This window comes from Marinobacter santoriniensis NKSG1 (genome assembly GCF_000347775.1).
Lineage (GTDB): Bacteria > Pseudomonadota > Gammaproteobacteria > Pseudomonadales > Oleiphilaceae > Marinobacter > Marinobacter santoriniensis.
In genome coordinates, this window is sequence record NZ_APAT01000013.1 from 190,636 (window position 1) to 205,389 (window position 14,754).

At 55.8% G+C, this 14,754-nt stretch carries 17 protein-coding genes; 2 read left to right on the forward strand and 15 right to left on the reverse strand.

The window, feature by feature from the left end; genetic code table 11:
* Positions 1 to 5: 5 nt before the first annotated feature.
* From MSNKSG1_RS18675 to MSNKSG1_RS04730, 3 genes are all read right to left on the reverse strand, one after another.
* On the reverse strand, positions 6 to 575 hold the full coding sequence (locus tag MSNKSG1_RS18675; protein WP_008938101.1) for an acyloxyacyl hydrolase: 570 nt from the start codon (positions 573 to 575) through the stop codon (positions 6 to 8).
* 102 nt (positions 576 to 677) lie between these two features.
* A complete protein-coding gene (locus MSNKSG1_RS04725; RefSeq protein WP_008938102.1) occupies positions 678 to 1,067 on the reverse strand; it encodes a septal ring lytic transglycosylase RlpA family protein in 390 nt (129 codons plus the stop codon).
* A gap of 20 nt (positions 1,068 to 1,087) precedes the next feature.
* A complete protein-coding gene (locus tag MSNKSG1_RS04730; RefSeq protein ID WP_008938103.1) occupies positions 1,088 to 1,354 on the reverse strand; it encodes a DksA/TraR family C4-type zinc finger protein in 267 nt (88 codons plus the stop codon).
* Between the two features lie 94 nt (positions 1,355 to 1,448).
* On the opposite strand from MSNKSG1_RS04730, the gene MSNKSG1_RS04735 reads away from it, so the two are divergent.
* Positions 1,449 to 1,772: a thioredoxin family protein gene (locus tag MSNKSG1_RS04735; protein WP_008938104.1), complete on the forward strand. Its 324-nt coding sequence runs from the start codon at positions 1,449 to 1,451 to the stop codon at positions 1,770 to 1,772.
* A gap of 81 nt (positions 1,773 to 1,853) precedes the next feature.
* Here the strand turns inward: MSNKSG1_RS04735 and MSNKSG1_RS18680 are convergent, their stop codons facing one another.
* The 9 genes from MSNKSG1_RS18680 to MSNKSG1_RS04780 form a co-directional block, all read right to left on the reverse strand.
* On the reverse strand, positions 1,854 to 2,495 hold the full coding sequence (locus MSNKSG1_RS18680; protein WP_008938105.1) for a methyltransferase domain-containing protein: 642 nt from the start codon (positions 2,493 to 2,495) through the stop codon (positions 1,854 to 1,856).
* 83 nt (positions 2,496 to 2,578) lie between these two features.
* A complete protein-coding gene (gene rsgA, locus MSNKSG1_RS04745; protein ID WP_040886648.1) occupies positions 2,579 to 3,634 on the reverse strand; it encodes a ribosome small subunit-dependent GTPase A in 1,056 nt (351 codons plus the stop codon).
* Positions 3,635 to 3,738: 104 nt separating this feature from the next.
* A complete protein-coding gene (locus tag MSNKSG1_RS04750) occupies positions 3,739 to 4,335 on the reverse strand; it encodes a glutathione S-transferase family protein (protein WP_040886649.1) in 597 nt (198 codons plus the stop codon).
* Between the two features lie 93 nt (positions 4,336 to 4,428).
* Positions 4,429 to 4,926: a DUF3291 domain-containing protein gene (locus MSNKSG1_RS04755; protein WP_008938108.1), complete on the reverse strand. Its 498-nt coding sequence runs from the start codon at positions 4,924 to 4,926 to the stop codon at positions 4,429 to 4,431.
* 110 nt (positions 4,927 to 5,036) lie between these two features.
* Positions 5,037 to 6,017 carry a PDDEXK family nuclease gene (locus tag MSNKSG1_RS04760; protein ID WP_008938109.1) on the reverse strand — a complete coding sequence of 327 codons (981 nt, stop codon included), beginning with the start codon at positions 6,015 to 6,017 and terminating at the stop codon, positions 5,037 to 5,039.
* Positions 6,018 to 6,174: 157 nt separating this feature from the next.
* On the reverse strand, positions 6,175 to 6,834 hold the full coding sequence (locus MSNKSG1_RS04765; protein WP_040886650.1) for a uracil-DNA glycosylase family protein: 660 nt from the start codon (positions 6,832 to 6,834) through the stop codon (positions 6,175 to 6,177).
* A gap of 30 nt (positions 6,835 to 6,864) precedes the next feature.
* Complete coding sequence (locus MSNKSG1_RS04770; protein ID WP_008938111.1) at positions 6,865 to 7,197, reverse strand: hypothetical protein; 333 nt, start codon at positions 7,195 to 7,197, stop codon at positions 6,865 to 6,867.
* A gap of 331 nt (positions 7,198 to 7,528) precedes the next feature.
* On the reverse strand, positions 7,529 to 8,227 hold the full coding sequence (locus MSNKSG1_RS04775) for a TSCPD domain-containing protein (RefSeq protein WP_008938112.1): 699 nt from the start codon (positions 8,225 to 8,227) through the stop codon (positions 7,529 to 7,531).
* 28 nt (positions 8,228 to 8,255) lie between these two features.
* Positions 8,256 to 10,394 (reverse strand): adenosylcobalamin-dependent ribonucleoside-diphosphate reductase, encoded by a 2,139-nt coding sequence (locus MSNKSG1_RS04780; protein WP_008938113.1) that lies wholly within the window; start codon positions 10,392 to 10,394, stop codon positions 8,256 to 8,258.
* A gap of 624 nt (positions 10,395 to 11,018) precedes the next feature.
* On the opposite strand from MSNKSG1_RS04780, the gene MSNKSG1_RS04785 reads away from it, so the two are divergent.
* Positions 11,019 to 11,837, forward strand: coding sequence for a DUF6160 family protein (locus tag MSNKSG1_RS04785; protein WP_040886651.1), 819 nt, complete (start codon positions 11,019 to 11,021; stop codon positions 11,835 to 11,837).
* A gap of 76 nt (positions 11,838 to 11,913) precedes the next feature.
* On the opposite strand, the gene MSNKSG1_RS04790 is transcribed toward MSNKSG1_RS04785, so the two are convergent.
* The 3 genes from MSNKSG1_RS04790 to MSNKSG1_RS04800 form a co-directional block, all read right to left on the reverse strand.
* Entirely contained in the window at positions 11,914 to 12,708 is a 795-nt protein-coding gene (locus MSNKSG1_RS04790; protein WP_008938115.1) for an ABC transporter ATP-binding protein, read from the reverse strand.
* Positions 12,709 to 12,717: 9 nt separating this feature from the next.
* Positions 12,718 to 13,620, reverse strand: coding sequence for an ABC transporter permease (locus MSNKSG1_RS04795; protein WP_008938116.1), 903 nt, complete (start codon positions 13,618 to 13,620; stop codon positions 12,718 to 12,720).
* A gap of 65 nt (positions 13,621 to 13,685) precedes the next feature.
* Positions 13,686 to 14,660, reverse strand: coding sequence for an ABC transporter substrate-binding protein (locus MSNKSG1_RS04800; protein WP_008938117.1), 975 nt, complete (start codon positions 14,658 to 14,660; stop codon positions 13,686 to 13,688).
* Between the last annotated feature and the right edge of the window lie 94 nt (positions 14,661 to 14,754).

Below are 14,754 nucleotides of genomic sequence, written 5' to 3' on the forward strand. Positions count from 1 at the left end.
CAATCTCAAAACCGGTAGCTGAATTCGATCATATGAAAATCCGCCCCGATTGTATCGGAGCCATTCACGCCGGCATCGGAGTAGTGAAGAAACCGGTAGCCCAGCCCCAGTTTCTGATACAGCGGAACAGTGATGCCCGCCGTAAGGGCAAACTGGAATGGCCCGCCATAATCCTGTGTTCCGAACCGCCACCGGCTGAACAAAGCGCCACCTACGCCCAGATCCAGGACAAAGCGCCCATCCTGACTGCCCAGCGTCATTTCCGGGATCAGTGACACCACGAGCGCGTTCTTCTCGGCGCCTCGCAACAGCCCTGCGCTGGCCATTAGACGACTTCCCACGCCCCAGCCTGAGTCCCCGTAATGATTCCAGGGCAGGCGGAAGTTCACCGACACATCGTATTCCCGGAAATCCTCCGGCGCCTCTTCTCCCAGCAGGGTTCTTTCTGACACCCGGGCGCGGATGCTGAGGCTCTGTAATTCGAGCTCTTCGGAGTAGGTTGGGGCAGGCGCGAGAAGGCACCCGAGAACAATGGGCAGTACACCGAAATGAAATGAGCGGTCCGAGAAAACCATGGCCGGGAGCCTATGTGCGTTGAGCGGGATGCGTTTCAGCCACGCGTGAGGCACTGCTTCCTATGCTGAAATTATAGGCCAGGACTGCCGGGGAAGATGGAGTTAGCGCAAAACCTCAATCCGAACGTCGATCACGCCCAGGGACGTACGGGCAATACTGCTGAACGCGGATTTTGAGAGGTCGATGATGCGCCCGCTCACGAAGGGACCACGGTCATTGACCTTCACGACCACACTTTTGCCGTTGGCGGTGTTGGTGACTTTCACCCTGGAACCGAACGGCAACTTGCGATGGGCCGCGGTATGGAGTTCACTCTTGTAGAGGGCGCCGCTGGCGGTTTTGCGGTTCTGGAATTTATCCGCGTAATAGGAGGCCTGTCCGGTCTGCGTATAACCGCTCCAGCTGCCGCCAGCGCCTGGTTGAACGGTGGAGCAGGCGGTCAGCAAGGTGAAGAGGGCAATGGCGGAAACGGCTTTTTGGATAGTTGTCATTATCGGCGTCTTTTATTGGATTACCGCAGTTGGCTGTCCTTGCTGCCACGGCGATTGATGCCGCCGGACGCCTTCTCCTCCTTTTCGAGTGCGGACTGGCAGGCTATGCATAGCCGAACGCCGGGAATAGCCTCGCGGCGGGCTTCCGGAATCGGGGCTCCACACTCATCGCATTCCGTGGCACTTTCGCCTCCGGATAACTGGCTGCGGGCGCGTTGAATTTCGTCTTCAACGCTTGCGTCGATCTGTTCCTGAACCGCACCATCACGTGACCATCCACCTGCCATGAGCCCCTCCGGAGTCTGGATGACTGAAACCACCAAACGTTATCATTCGAGTGCAGGCGCTCCAAGATAGCCGATAACTCAGCGAGGAAACACCATGCCCTATACCAGCCAATATACACCCGAAACGCTCAGCCGTGACGAGCTGGACCAGACCTCGGGCCCGATGGTGATCGAATTCGGCACCAACTGGTGCGGGTTCTGCAAAGGTGCGCAGGCAGCGATCAAGGTGGCCATGGACAATCACCCCGATATTCCGCATGTGAAAGTCGAGGATGGCAAAGGCCGCCGGTTGGGGCGGACCTTTGGCGTTAAGCTCTGGCCGTCGCTGATTTTCCTGAAGGATGGTGAAGAAATGGCGCGGGTCGTGCGCCCGGACAACCGCGAAGACATCGAGGATGGTCTGACAAAGATTCTGTGAGTCTATCCTCAATTCTTATCTTTCACCCACGTGTCACCTTCCTTGTGGTATTCCTTTTTTACCGCCGGACAGAAAAGGCGGTCAAGGTTTACTGCCACTTGCCACGACTACAGATACATCCAGAACCTTGAATGGCCGAAATTGTTCCCAGGCGAAAGATTCACACCGTTCCTCAAGAACCTTCCACACCGGACGGCGGCAGTCGGCGGCTCCTATCCAGTTTATGAAACGGGCACCCAGGGTCAGCCGTTCGCTGTAGACGTCCATGATGGAAAAGCGGGTACCGGAAGGGGCGGCATCGAACATCAGGGAACAGAATTCCCGCCAGTTCGCCAGACACGTGAGACCGAGGGAGAAAAAAACGTGCCGCGGCGCTTCTTTGTCGATTGCCTCTTTCAGTGAGTTGAGGCCGTCGACCTCTGAAAAATCCGCTCGGAGGAACTCAAAGCGCCTGCTGGCCGGGTATTGCTCAGCGCGGGCCTTCGCTTGCTCAAGCATCCCGCTGGAGCCGTCCACCGCCAGTACCTTACCTTTTTCACCAACTCTGTTCGCCAGCAAGGGGAAATCGACCCCGGTACCACAAAACACATCCGCCACGCTGTCGCCACTGGACAGATTCAGTTGGTCAATGGCGGCTTTGCGAGGCTTGCGATAGAAGAGGTCGCCGATTGTTCCGGCGTCGTAAAAGGGGGCAAATCTGTCGTACCAACGTGGTTTCGCCATGGGGATTCCTCCATGCGTTATTCAGCAAACAGCGGCGAATGTCAGCGAGCCCAGGACGTACCGATTTGCATTGTCAGGATCGCCTAGGTGTCGCCCTTTTTCTGCTTTATGGCTTTCACTTCTTTGACCATTTTCGCGAAGTCCCGCCCCTGGGCTCGCTTCTCAGCCAGGGTTGCGGTTGCAAGAGCATTCTCTCGCAGCAATTTTTTATAATTGGACAGTCGGCGACGATCAAGCTCGCCTTCCTCGATCGCTCGAAGTACCGCGCAACCTGGCTCCGTTTCGTGGTGACAGTCTGCGAACCTGCACTGCGCCGCAAGCGCCTCAATATCCTCGAAAACGGTACCAATCGAGCCATCGATGTCTGCCACTCTCAGCTCTCGCATACCCGGGACATCAACAAGAAGGCCACCGGAGGGCAGGATGTGCAATTCACGGTGCGTCGTCGTATGGCGGCCCTTCTTGTCATCGTCGCGAATGTCTCCCGTAGACGCCAGGGCCTGTCCCGCCAATGTATTCAGGATTGTAGACTTGCCCACACCGGAGGAACCAACGAGCGCGACGGTGGAGGTGCTATCAATCCAGGAGGAAAGCCCTTTGATGGATGCAGGGTCAAGCGCATTGATTGCCTCGACCGGAACGCCTGATTTGGTTTTTCGGGCCCGACGGACATAAGTATCTGCATCGTCAACGAGATCCGCCTTGGTGAGAACAATGACGGGCATTGCTCCGGCCTCGGTGCACAGTGCAAGGTACCGTTCCAGGCGTGATTCTTTAAACTCCTCATTGCAGGACGTCACGATGAAGAGGGTATCGATATTAGCAGCGATGGGCTGAAGTTCGTTGCTCCCGCCCGCACCCAAGCGCTTGAATAAACTCTTCCGCTCCAGGACGTTTTCAATTCTCGAAAGCGACTCATCCAGTACGACCCAGTCACCGACCGTCGGTCGATCAATGGGGGCCTTCCGGAGTAGGGCAGGCGTGAGCTCGACCATCCGCTCGCCCGAACCACAGGCAACCATGATTTTCGAGCGTTGTACTGTCATTACCCGCCCGAGACGCTCCTGCAATAAGCTGGCGTCTTCCAGTTGCTGGGTAAAGAAGGGAACAAGCCCCAGTGTTTGTAGTAAGGCATTCACCCTGTGATCCCATTGTTAGAACGTCAACAGCACGTGCGGTTACGGAACAGAGGTGAAGCCGCAATGCGGTAAACGTCGCTGTGCCTGTATTGGTTTTATGGCAATCACGCCATGCCTTTGAAATTTGGCATTGAAGCCACCCTGTCCAGCCATGCCAGAATGGCCGGGTAGGCCTCCAACTCGAAGCCACCCTCGTGAGCCACGTGTGTGTATGCATAAAGCGAAATGTCTGCGGTGGTAAAGTTATCACCTGCTAAAAATGGTGTTTTCCCAAGTTGTTGCTCCATAACTTGCAGAGCCTTGTGACCGCCAGCTTGCTTTGAAGCATAGTCGTCGGCCTTTTCCTCAGGAAGCCCAAGGTACTTGTTGATGAAGCGGGCTACCGCGATAAACGGCTCATGGCTGTATTGTTCGAAAAATTGCCACTGCAGGATGCGCGCCTGGGCCAGACTCCCTTCTGGATAGAGAGCTGATCCGCTTGCCAGGTAGTTGATAATGGCGTTTGATTCAGCAAGAGTCTCGCCCCCATCGAGCTCGAGCAGCGGTATTTTGCCATTGGGGTTCTTTTGCAGGAACTCGTCAGACTTAGTGTCACCAGCCAGGATATCGACAGCAATCCATTCATGGTCAATATCAAGGAGGCTACAAACCAGCTGAACCTTGTAGCAGTTGCCTGATTTGGTATCACCGTAAATTTTCACGCACTCTCCTTTGCTATCAACTCCGGCCATAAGCGGCGCCCTGATACGGGCGTCCGTTGGAGGCTGCAGGCCGGCACGTACCTAATTGACTTGTTAAGTGGCCGGACACTCACCATCCCAGGTATGGGGTGGCACACTGGCGAGTTCACTGGGAGCCGGGAAGGCTTTCTTGAATGTAAAAGCTTCGGAGGTTGGGCCACTCTCTTGCAGAGTGTTCAGCTTTTGCGCTGCCTCTTCAATTGATGGAATGTGACCGACACGGACCCACCAAAGCACCATGTGAGCCTCGCTCATTTTGTGGAACCACTCTTTTTTGCGGCGCATGATTTCAACATGAGCAGATCGATAAACATAATTGTGTAAGGCCTCGACCGATTCCCAGAGGGAGAGATTCACAATCTTATCGGAGCCAAAATAATCAATTCCGGTAGCATCGCCTTCTTCAGTTTGGAGTCGCCAGACAAAGCCCGCAGTGTCTTCAGCCAACCTGTTAATCCTATCGAGGTTTGCAACAAAATCAGCAAGCTCCGGTGAATCAATAGGAGACTTCAGCGTAGCAATATTGAGTTGTGCAATCTGATACTTACTCACGGCTTCCTCCCTGAAAACACTTAACGCCACGGTTTGTGGCAATTTTGGAGCCGCGAAGCAGTGAAAAAATTGTCCGGCAACAGCGACTGGTTATGGTTCAGATTCTCAGCTTAAAAAGGAATATCATCATCACATTCGGGTTCTGTGGTGGGGAGTGCTTTTTCAGGTAGCGGCAAACCGTTAGCTATATAAAGATTCAATATGTCTTCGCGATCCATGAAGAGTATTTGGCTCCGCTTAGACGCATCCAACTTTCCACCGAGCCAGTTTCGAGCCTGCTTGGTAATTTCCCCACCCGCGACTATGAATGCGTGATCAACAAGGACTCGCCTGCTGATTTCTGGGTCGAATATTTCATGACCAAGCATCATCAGCACCTGATTGTAGATCTCAGACACATTTGCATTGGTTGCTTTGCTTACCCCTGATGCATCCAACTTCCCCTTTTTGACCTGTATACCGAAGTAGAGAACATGCTGTGTTGGGAGGACATACCGCATCCAGATGTCTTTACCGTATTCCAGGGCCTTATCTTTGTGGCCCGCTGCAGTTATTCGGTGGTAGCCCAATTGACGAAACAGCGGAAGAAGAACCGCTTCAATAAGTTCATCTTCGGAGCATTGACTCAGGTAGGTGATTAGCTGGTCCCGCTTTTCTATTTCTTTTGGAGTGAACGGTCGATGCGGGTTTGCCGCTAGGGAAATCGTCTTTGTTCCTATATGGTGGATATAAAGAAGCTCATCATCGCCATAGAAGGCTTCATAGCCCTCTCGTGATAGCGGCTTGTTTAACTCCTCCAGTGCCTTGGAACGATCGGGATCATTCGGTTCGGCGTCAGATTTGTGCATCAACACCCGAAGCACATGGACAAAACGTTCAGGAAGAGCATGAGCAGCCGGTTGCGGTTCTTGCAGCAATTCCTCCAGCCGCTCAGATGTCCAATGCCAGCGTGTTGAACCATCGTGGACAAAGTCCAGGTCACATTCCTCAAAAAACTGAGTGATGTAGCTGCTCGAACGATATGGGAAAAACTCTTTGTCCCCAATTACCAGTTCCGCAATTGCCCGCAGATTCCTACTCTTGAACTTCATCCCGCCCCTGCATGCTTAAAGACCTAACTTACCGAACTGTAGCGGACATTCGGCTGAGAACATAACGCCAGCCAACATGCGCGGCTACGAAATGAAGGCGAAGCCGCAATGTAGTAGGCGTCGCCGTGATTGGCCTTGTTATGCACAACTTCAAGTTTTACAGATTTTTGTAGGCGTGGTAACTGTCGAGTACTTGATGATACAACATTGATGATTTTCTCCTAGCGGCAGGGTGAAAAGCATTGATGAAGACGACATCCTCATTCAAATGAACTCGCTCGCTAACTTTTTTAAGCTCAGGGAAGATATAACGCTTTACTTGACTATATGTACCGCAAAGCACAACGATATCTGGATTTATCAACTCAACCTGCCTTCTAACAAAAGAAGCATACTCATTCGCATGGGCATCAAACGTCTTTCGGTTAGTTCGGGCTTTTCCAGCAGTCTTCCTTATATTTATATATGCAATGCTCTTAATTGCACTTTTTTCATTTAACTTAGCATCTTTGATCGGCGGCACAACCCCATCATAATTTTGAAGCCCGTAAGCCCAACGTCCCACCCGACGAAGAACTTTCCCTCGCCACCATCCGCTTTTCTTTACTTCAATAGCTCTATTAATCGCAGTAACAACATTCTGCTTTGCTTTATTTGTTTCCTTTAAAACAAACAAAACCCTTTTCCCGCTACTATCCCAGTTATCTTTTGAGATCACTCCATCATGGTTGAAGTGCCAGCCTTCCGGAAATGCCCCTTCCCAGGCATCCATCAACTTATCAAGACAGTCTATTCCGGAAATTTCTTCATTATTCATAAAGACACTCAAAGTTAGTTCTTAGAAAAATCAGTTAGATAAATGAGTAGATCCGTCAGGTAACCATTCGATATTTAAACCACCCTCACCAAAACGTACAACACCTTCCCTTTTTGGTAGTTCATTACATTGGCCTCGATACTCAATAAAATTATCAAGCAATTCGATCAGGTGCACTTTGAACCCTGATTCAGTAGCCTTCTCAAAAATGTCGTCTTCAACCGTCCAACGAGTGCCGCTCAAGCGAGATTCATCATCTTCCGAACAGAAAACCACTTCACCATTTGCTTTCACAATCTCAGGATACTGCTTGGCAAGCATAGCAAGACGAGTAGCTTCAAAGTCTTGATCAAAATTTGGCATATTTTCTCCTTTTACTCGTTATTCTTTCAGCTTGCGCCATCTAGGCGACAAATTGCGTCGTAGAAGCGCATAACATTTGTATAGCGGTCGCGATGACCATATTTCCCGTCCAAAATCAACTTTGGCCACGCTCCCAATCTAACCAAAAGTCCCGCAAATTCAATGCCCTGAATCCCAAGCCTGTCTCAGAGCTTCGATAAAAATGATCACGGTGACCGTTTCTCCTTGATTGGGGGACTTTTCGATCAAGCCGATCACTTTTCCTACCGACCAAACAAAAAGGCCCGAAGCTTTCACTCCGGGCGTTCTCGTTACTCACTGCTCAATCACCTCAGCCGCACTTGCTGTCGCCGCAGGCGAGGCAGGTGGCGCAGCCGTCCATCACGATCACCGCCTTGGTGTTGCACTTGCCACACATGGTGGCGTTGGCGGGGTAGTCGTTGCTGGTTTCGTCGTTGGTCGCCGTGCTCTGGCTGGCTTCAAACTCGGCGCGCTTTTCGGCGAGGATGCGCTTGGTGGTTTCGCTCATTTCCTCGCTTTCCAGCAGGCCGATGGCCTTGAGGTGCTTCTCGATCACGGCGCCGATCTCGGCCACCAGGGACGGCATGAATACGCCGCCTTTCTTGAAGTAGCCGCCGTTCGGGTCGTACACGGAGCGCAGCTCTTCCACCAGGAAGGTCACGTCGCCGCCTTTGCGGAACACCGCAGAGATAACGCGGGTGAGGGCGATAACCCACTGGAAGTGTTCCATCGACTTGGAGTTGATGAACACTTCGTACGGCTGCCGGCTTTCGTGGTCGGTGCCTTCGTTGAGCAGGATGTCGTTGATGGTGATGTACATCGCATGCTCGGCCACCGGCGGCTTGATCTTGTAGGTGGTGCCCAGCAGGAAGTCCGGCCGTTCGATGTATTCATTCATCTCAACGGGCTTGGTTTCCGCCTGCACCGGTGCCTGGTGCTCGTTCGGGGTGTCGGTATCGGCTTTCTTTACGCGGTAGCCGACGATCTGGTTGCTGATTTTGACTGTCATGTTCGTTGTCCTGTGGTCGGTTCCCGGATCAGTACTTGCCGTAGGTGCCTTCTTTGAGCGCATCAAACAGGTTGGCGGCGGTGTGGGTCTCACCGTCGTATTCTACCTGTTCGTTACCGCGCAGGGTCACCTTGCTGCCGTCGTCCAGTGTGAACTCGTAAAGCGTGTTCTCGAGGTCTTTCTCTTTCACCAGTACGCCCTGGAACGCTTCCGGGTTGAAGCGGAAGGTGGTGCAGCCCTTCAGGCCCTTGTCGTAGGCGTACAGGTAGATGCCCTTGAAGTCCGGATAGGCGAAGTCTGTCGGAACGTTGGCCGTTTTGGAAATCGAGGAATCTACCCACTTCTGGGCCGCAGCCTGGATGTCCACGTGCTGCGCCGGGGTGACGTCGTCCGAGGTGGTGAAGTAGGAGGGCAGTTTCTTGTCCTCGTCGTCGGAGAACGGCATGGCGCCCGGGTTCACCAGGTGGCGGTAGGCCAGCAGTTCGAAGGAGAATACGTCTACCTTCTCCTTGGTCTTGCGGCCTTCGCGGATGATGTTGCGCGCGTAGTGGTGCGAGAAGCTCGGCTCGATGCCGTTACTGGCGTTGTTGGCCAGCGACAGGCTGATGGTGCCGGTGGGCGCGATGGAGGTGTGGTGGGTAAAGCGGCCACCTTTCTCGGCCAATTGCTTCACCAGCTCCGGTTCCACGTGGGCGATCTGCTGCATGTAACGGCTGAAACGGGCGTGCAGCAGCTTGCCTTTGAGAACATCCCCGATCTTGTAGCCTTCTTTGGCCAGCTCCGGGCACTTGTTCATCATCTTCGGCGTGATTTCGAACTCTTCGTCCATGATCGGCGCCGGGCCTTTCTCTTCGGCCAGGGCCAGGGACTGGCGCCAGCCCTCTACGGCCATTTCACGCACGACTTCTTCGGTGAACTGTACGGACTCGTCAGAACCGTAGGGCATGCGCAGCATGGCGAGGGTAGAACCCAGGCCCAGGATGCCCATGCCGTGTCGGCGCTTGTGGGTGATCTCGTGGCGCTGCTCGGCCAGCGGCAGGCCGTTGATTTCAACCACGTTGTCCAGCATGCGGGTAAAGATGCCCACCACCTTGCGGTACTTCTCGTAGTTGAAGCTGGCTTTCTCGGTGAACGGGTACTCGACAAACTTGGTCAGGTTCACGGAGCCCAGCAGGCAGCTGCCGTACGGGGGCAGGGGCTGCTCACCGCAGGGGTTGGTGGCGCGGATGTCCTCGCAGAACCAGTTGTTGTTCATCTGGTTGACCTTGTCGATCAGGATGAAGCCCGGCTCGGCGTAGTCGTAGGTGCTGGTCATGATGGTGTCCCAGATGAACTGGGCCTTCACCGTCTTGTAGATGCGGCAGGCGACCTTGCCCTCGTCGTTCACCACGTAGCCGTCCAGAACCGGGAAGTCGCGGTACACGAACTGGGAGGTGTCGGACAGGTCGAGGTTCTCGTCGTCCACTTCCTTCTGGGTGACGGGGAAGGAGAGGTGCCAGTCGTCGCCGTTGCGGACGGCTTCGATGAAGTCTTCGGTGATCAGCAGGGACAGGTTGAACTGGCGCAGGCGGCCGTCTTCACGCTTGGCCTGGATGAACTCGATCACGTCCGGGTGATGCACGTCGAAGGTGGCCATCTGGGCACCACGGCGACCACCGGCGGAAGAAACGGTGAAGCACATGCGGTCGAAGATGTCCATGAAGGACAGCGGGCCGGAGGTGGTGGCGCCGGCGCCGGCCACGTAGGCGCCGCGCGGGCGCAGGGTGGAGAACTCGTAACCGATACCGCAACCGGCCTTGAGGGTCAGGCCGGCTTCGTGGTTTTTCTCCAGGATGTCGTTCATGGAGTCATGGACGGTGCCGGAGACGGTGCAGTTGATGGTGGACGTTGCGGGCTTGTGGGCTTCCGCACCGGCGTTGGAGGTAATCCGCCCGGCCGGGATGGCGCCGTTCTGGAGGGCCCAGATGAAGTCCTTCATGTGCTTGGTGCGCACAGACTTGTTTTCCACTTCGGCCAAGGCTTTCGCAACGCGCTCGTAAGTTGCGTTGATGTCCTTGTCCACGGGTTCGCCGGTCTTGGTCTTGAGCTGATATTTGCTGCTCCAGATGTCCAGCGAAGCTTCCTGCATCGGAATCGTTGTGATCACTGCCTGTGCCTTAGCGTTCATTGCCACCCTCGGTTCTTCCAGTCTGTCTCTTTTTGATGGCGCTGTCTCCAGCGTCATACCCCTTTTAAATCGTTGGAGCCATTCCGTTCCGGTCTGGTTCCTGGCCGGCCATGGTCAAAACGGGCCAGCGACCACAACATGTGGTGGTTGGTCGTCTGGTGCGTTTGCCTGCGTTGAGGCCGGTCTGGTATCGAATCATTGCTGCGGGCCTGGCGTGTAGCCCCTTCGTCTGGCCCCCGGGAGGTCCGGCGGCGGTTTTATTGTATACCCTATATGTGGGCTTATTTTTCGAAAGTATAACAGGATATAGTGGTGTGTGAACAAGAACGCAACTATTGAATACGGCGAGCCTCGAAAGAAAATCAATGGAAGAGGCCTTGCATTGGCGGGAAGCCGCGTCACGCCGTGGTTGGGACAGGATGTCGGACAATTACTATATGTTGTGGTTAAAAATTCGGCAGGCGGGGAAGGGGGCACGAGTAACACGCTGGATAGTTCCCTTGTGCAATTAGTTTTGTGATCCCTGCACGTATCTGAACCGGACCTGTCGCTAGAGTAGTAGGGTGGCGTCGTAGTATCGCAGTGGCCCACAGGAAGTGATAACCACTATAAAAGGAACAAGAAATGAAAGGCCTGAAACCTTCCTTGCTAGCGCTATGTGTTGCGGGTGCGCCACCTGCAGCCATGGCGGAAATCCAGATGCTGGATGAAGCTGCAATGGGGAATATCACCGGCCAGGCTGGTGTCACCATTGAGCTGGAGACCAAGGTGAACATCGATCGGTTTATCTACACCGACGAAGGCTCGTTGGAAGTCAACGATATCTTCGTGGGCGGTGGTAACCGCAACGATTACTTCTCGGAGCTGGGGTTCAACCTCACCGGGCAGGCACCTTCGGATCTGATCGATAACCTCCGGATCAACGTTGATATTGCCGCCGATGGCGATGCAATCATCAACATCCTGCCGATGGCATTCGGTGCGGTGGATTTCACCGTGAAAACCGGTGCCTGGAACCTCGTGAGTTCCACCACGGCCGACAGTACAACCATTCTGGATAACTTCCAGATGGACGCGCTGATCGGTTCCGGCACGATCCGGATTGATACTGCAACCGACAAGCTGAACTTCAAGACCGATTTCGCCATTGACGACATGGATTTTGACGTGCCGTTCCTGGCGATCGGGATTCGGGACTTCCAGCTGACCGGCGCAGACTATGATCTTTCGGCTCCCCAGCCACTGGATCTGTTTGCGAGTGTCGACATGGACATCTACAAGGCGCCGAACAACGCCGGTGTAGACAGTCTTGCGGTGGACCTCCAGAGCTTCAACGCCGATATCCGTATCGGTGGGGTGCTCATCGGGGGAACGTCGATTGGTTCGGTGGCCATGGATAACCTGGCGATCACCAATACGTCGATGCTGATCTACGGTCACTGACCGGCGTTCGGCAAAGCAGTAAAAAAGCGGGGCCAGGCCCCGCTTTTTTTATCGCTGTTTCCCGGTGGATCGATGGTCAGCCCAGCAGCAGGCTGTCGTCGTCCACCTCCAGCCCACGCTGCTTTTCGAACAGGCCGAGCAGGTCTTTCACTTCCAGCCCCTCCCGTTCCTTGCCGGCAATGTCGAACACCACCTGTCCCTGGTGCAGCATCACCGTGCGGTCTCCCACGTCCAGGGCCTGTTTCATGCTGTGGGTCACCATCAGGGCAGTCAGCTTCTGCTCCTCGATGATCTTTTCGGTGAGCTCCAGCACGAACGCGCCCGTCTTGGGATCCAGCGCGGCGGTGTGCTCATCCAGAAGGAGAATGCTCGATGGCGTCAGACTTGCCATCAGCAGGCTGACGGCCTGGCGTTGGCCGCCGGAGAGCAGGCCCATCTTGTCGCCCAGGCGATTCTCCAGCCCGAGTTTCAGGGATGAGAGGCTTTCCCGGAACTGGCCAAGGTACTGCTTCTTGACCGCCGTGCTGAGTCCACGACGCTGGCCCCGCTTGATCGCCAGGGCCAGGTTCTCTTCGATGGACAGGTTTTCACAGGTGCCCGCGAGCGGATCCTGAAAGACCCGGGCCACCCGGGAGGCCCGCTTGTAGGTCGGCAGGCGTGTGACGTCCTGGTTGTCGACGACAATCTGGCCGCTGTCGACCATCACTTCGCCGGCCAGGGCGTTCAGGAAGGTGGATTTGCCGGCGCCGTTACTGCCGATCACGGTTACGAATTCACCCTGGTTAACGGTGAGGCTCATACCTCGCAGCGCCGGGTTTTCCAGCGGCGTGCCCTTGCCGAAGGTGAGTCGGAGATCGTCTGCACTGATCATGTCGAGTCCTCAGGCTTTCTTGCGGGTGAATTTGCTGACCACGGAGTTCCGTACACCCGGCAATACGATGGCCAGTGTGACCAGTACGGCGGTGATCAGGTTCAGGTCCTGTGCCTGGAGGCCAAGAACGTCAGCGTTCAGGGCGAAGGCGATAGCCAGGCGATAGATGATGGCACCGACAACGCAGGCCAGCAGGGCCCGAATGACCGTGTTCGGTGTGATCAGCGCTTCACCGCCAATCAGGGAAGCCAGGCCGATAACGATCACGCCCACGCCCATGGTGACGTCGGCAGCGCCCTGGCTCTGGGCGAAAAGTGCGCCAGCCAGCCCGACCAGGCCATTCGACAGGGCCACGCCGAGCACGATCATGCCGCCGGTCGCGATGCCCTGGGCCCGGGCCATCCGGGGGTTGGCGCCGGTGGCGCGCATGGCCAGCCCGGTCTCCGATTTCATGAATCGCCAGAGCAGGAACAGGGCCACGAGCACGACGATCAGGAACAGCACCACCGGTACCTGGTGGTAGGCGAGCCCCAGGTCGTACCAGGGTGTCAGAACGGTTTGTTCGGAGAGCAGGGCCACGTTCGGGCGCCCCATGACCCGGAGGTTCACGGAGTAGAGGGCGATCATGGTCAGGATGGACGCCAGCAGGTTCAGGATCTTCAGCTTGACGTTCAGCAGGGCAGTAACCGAGCCCGCCGCCATACCCGCCAGAACGGCGGCGCCGGTGGCGATCCAGGGGTTCCAGCCGTGGATGATCAGGACGGCGGAAACAGCAGCACCCAGCGGGAAACTGCCGTCGACGGTCAGGTCGGGAAAATCGAGTACACGAAACGAGATATAGATGCCGAAGGCGACCAGACCGTAGATAAGGCCGGTCTCCAGGGCGCCATAGAAAGCGATTTCACTGAGCATGGGTACGATTCACTGTGAAAGAAAACGGGCGGGCCCTTGTGGGGTCCGCCCGCTCTCGTCAGGCTTTACTTGTCGCTTTTGACGACTTCTTTGGCTTCCTTGATGAGATCATCAGACAGGGTGATGCCCATTTTCTTGGCCGCGGCCGGATTCACATACAGGTCCAGGGTGTCCATGGTCTCAACCGGCATGTCCGCGGGGCTGGCGCCGTTCAGGACGCGGGCGACCATCTTGCCGGTCTGGCGGCCATGGTTGTAGTAGTTGAAGCCCAGGGCGGCAACCGCGCCGCGCTCGACGGTGGCGGTGTCTGCGGCAAACACGGGAATGTCGGCGCGCTCACCCACTGAGATCACGGCCTCGGCGGCGCTGATCACGGTGTTGTCGGTGGTCAGGTAGATGGCGTCTACGTCACCGACCAGGGAGCGGGCGGCGCCCAGCACTTCCGAGGTCTTGGTGGCAGCGGCTTTTACCAGGGTGAGGCCACGGGCCTTGAGGCGTTCGTCCAGCAGGTTCACCAGGGACACGGCGTTGGCCTCGCCCGGGTTGTACACGGTGCCGATGCGCTTGGCGTCGGGCATGACGCGCTGCAGCAGATCGATGTGCTTGTCGATGGGCAGCATGTCGCTGACGCCGGTGATGTTGGCGCCGGGCTTGTCGAGGCTTTTAACCAGCTTTGCGCCTACCGGATCGGTGACCGCCGAGAAGATGACCGGAATGTTCCGGGCAGCGGCTGCAACGGTCTGGGCGGAGGGGGTTGCAATGGCCACAATCACGTCCGGCTCTTCGCCGATGAATTTCCGCGCGATCTGGGCGGCAATTGCCGAGTTACCCTGGGCACTCTCGTGCATGATCTTCAGGTTGTCGCCTTCCTTGAAGCCTTCGTCGGCGAGCTCGTCCTTGACCCCCTGATACACGGCGTCCAGTGCCGGGTGTTCAACGATCTGCGTGATGGCGACGGTCTTGGTGTCCTGGGCCTGAGCCAGGCTAGCCGCTGCCAGCAGGGAAGCGCCCAGAAGGGTGCGCAGTGTTTTGGTGGCCATATACCCATCTCCGAGTGGTTAGAGGTGTGACTTGGATCGGTGTCTGGAATTCGGAAAGTGCGAGAGTTTACCACAGCCTGGCATTGCAAGGGGT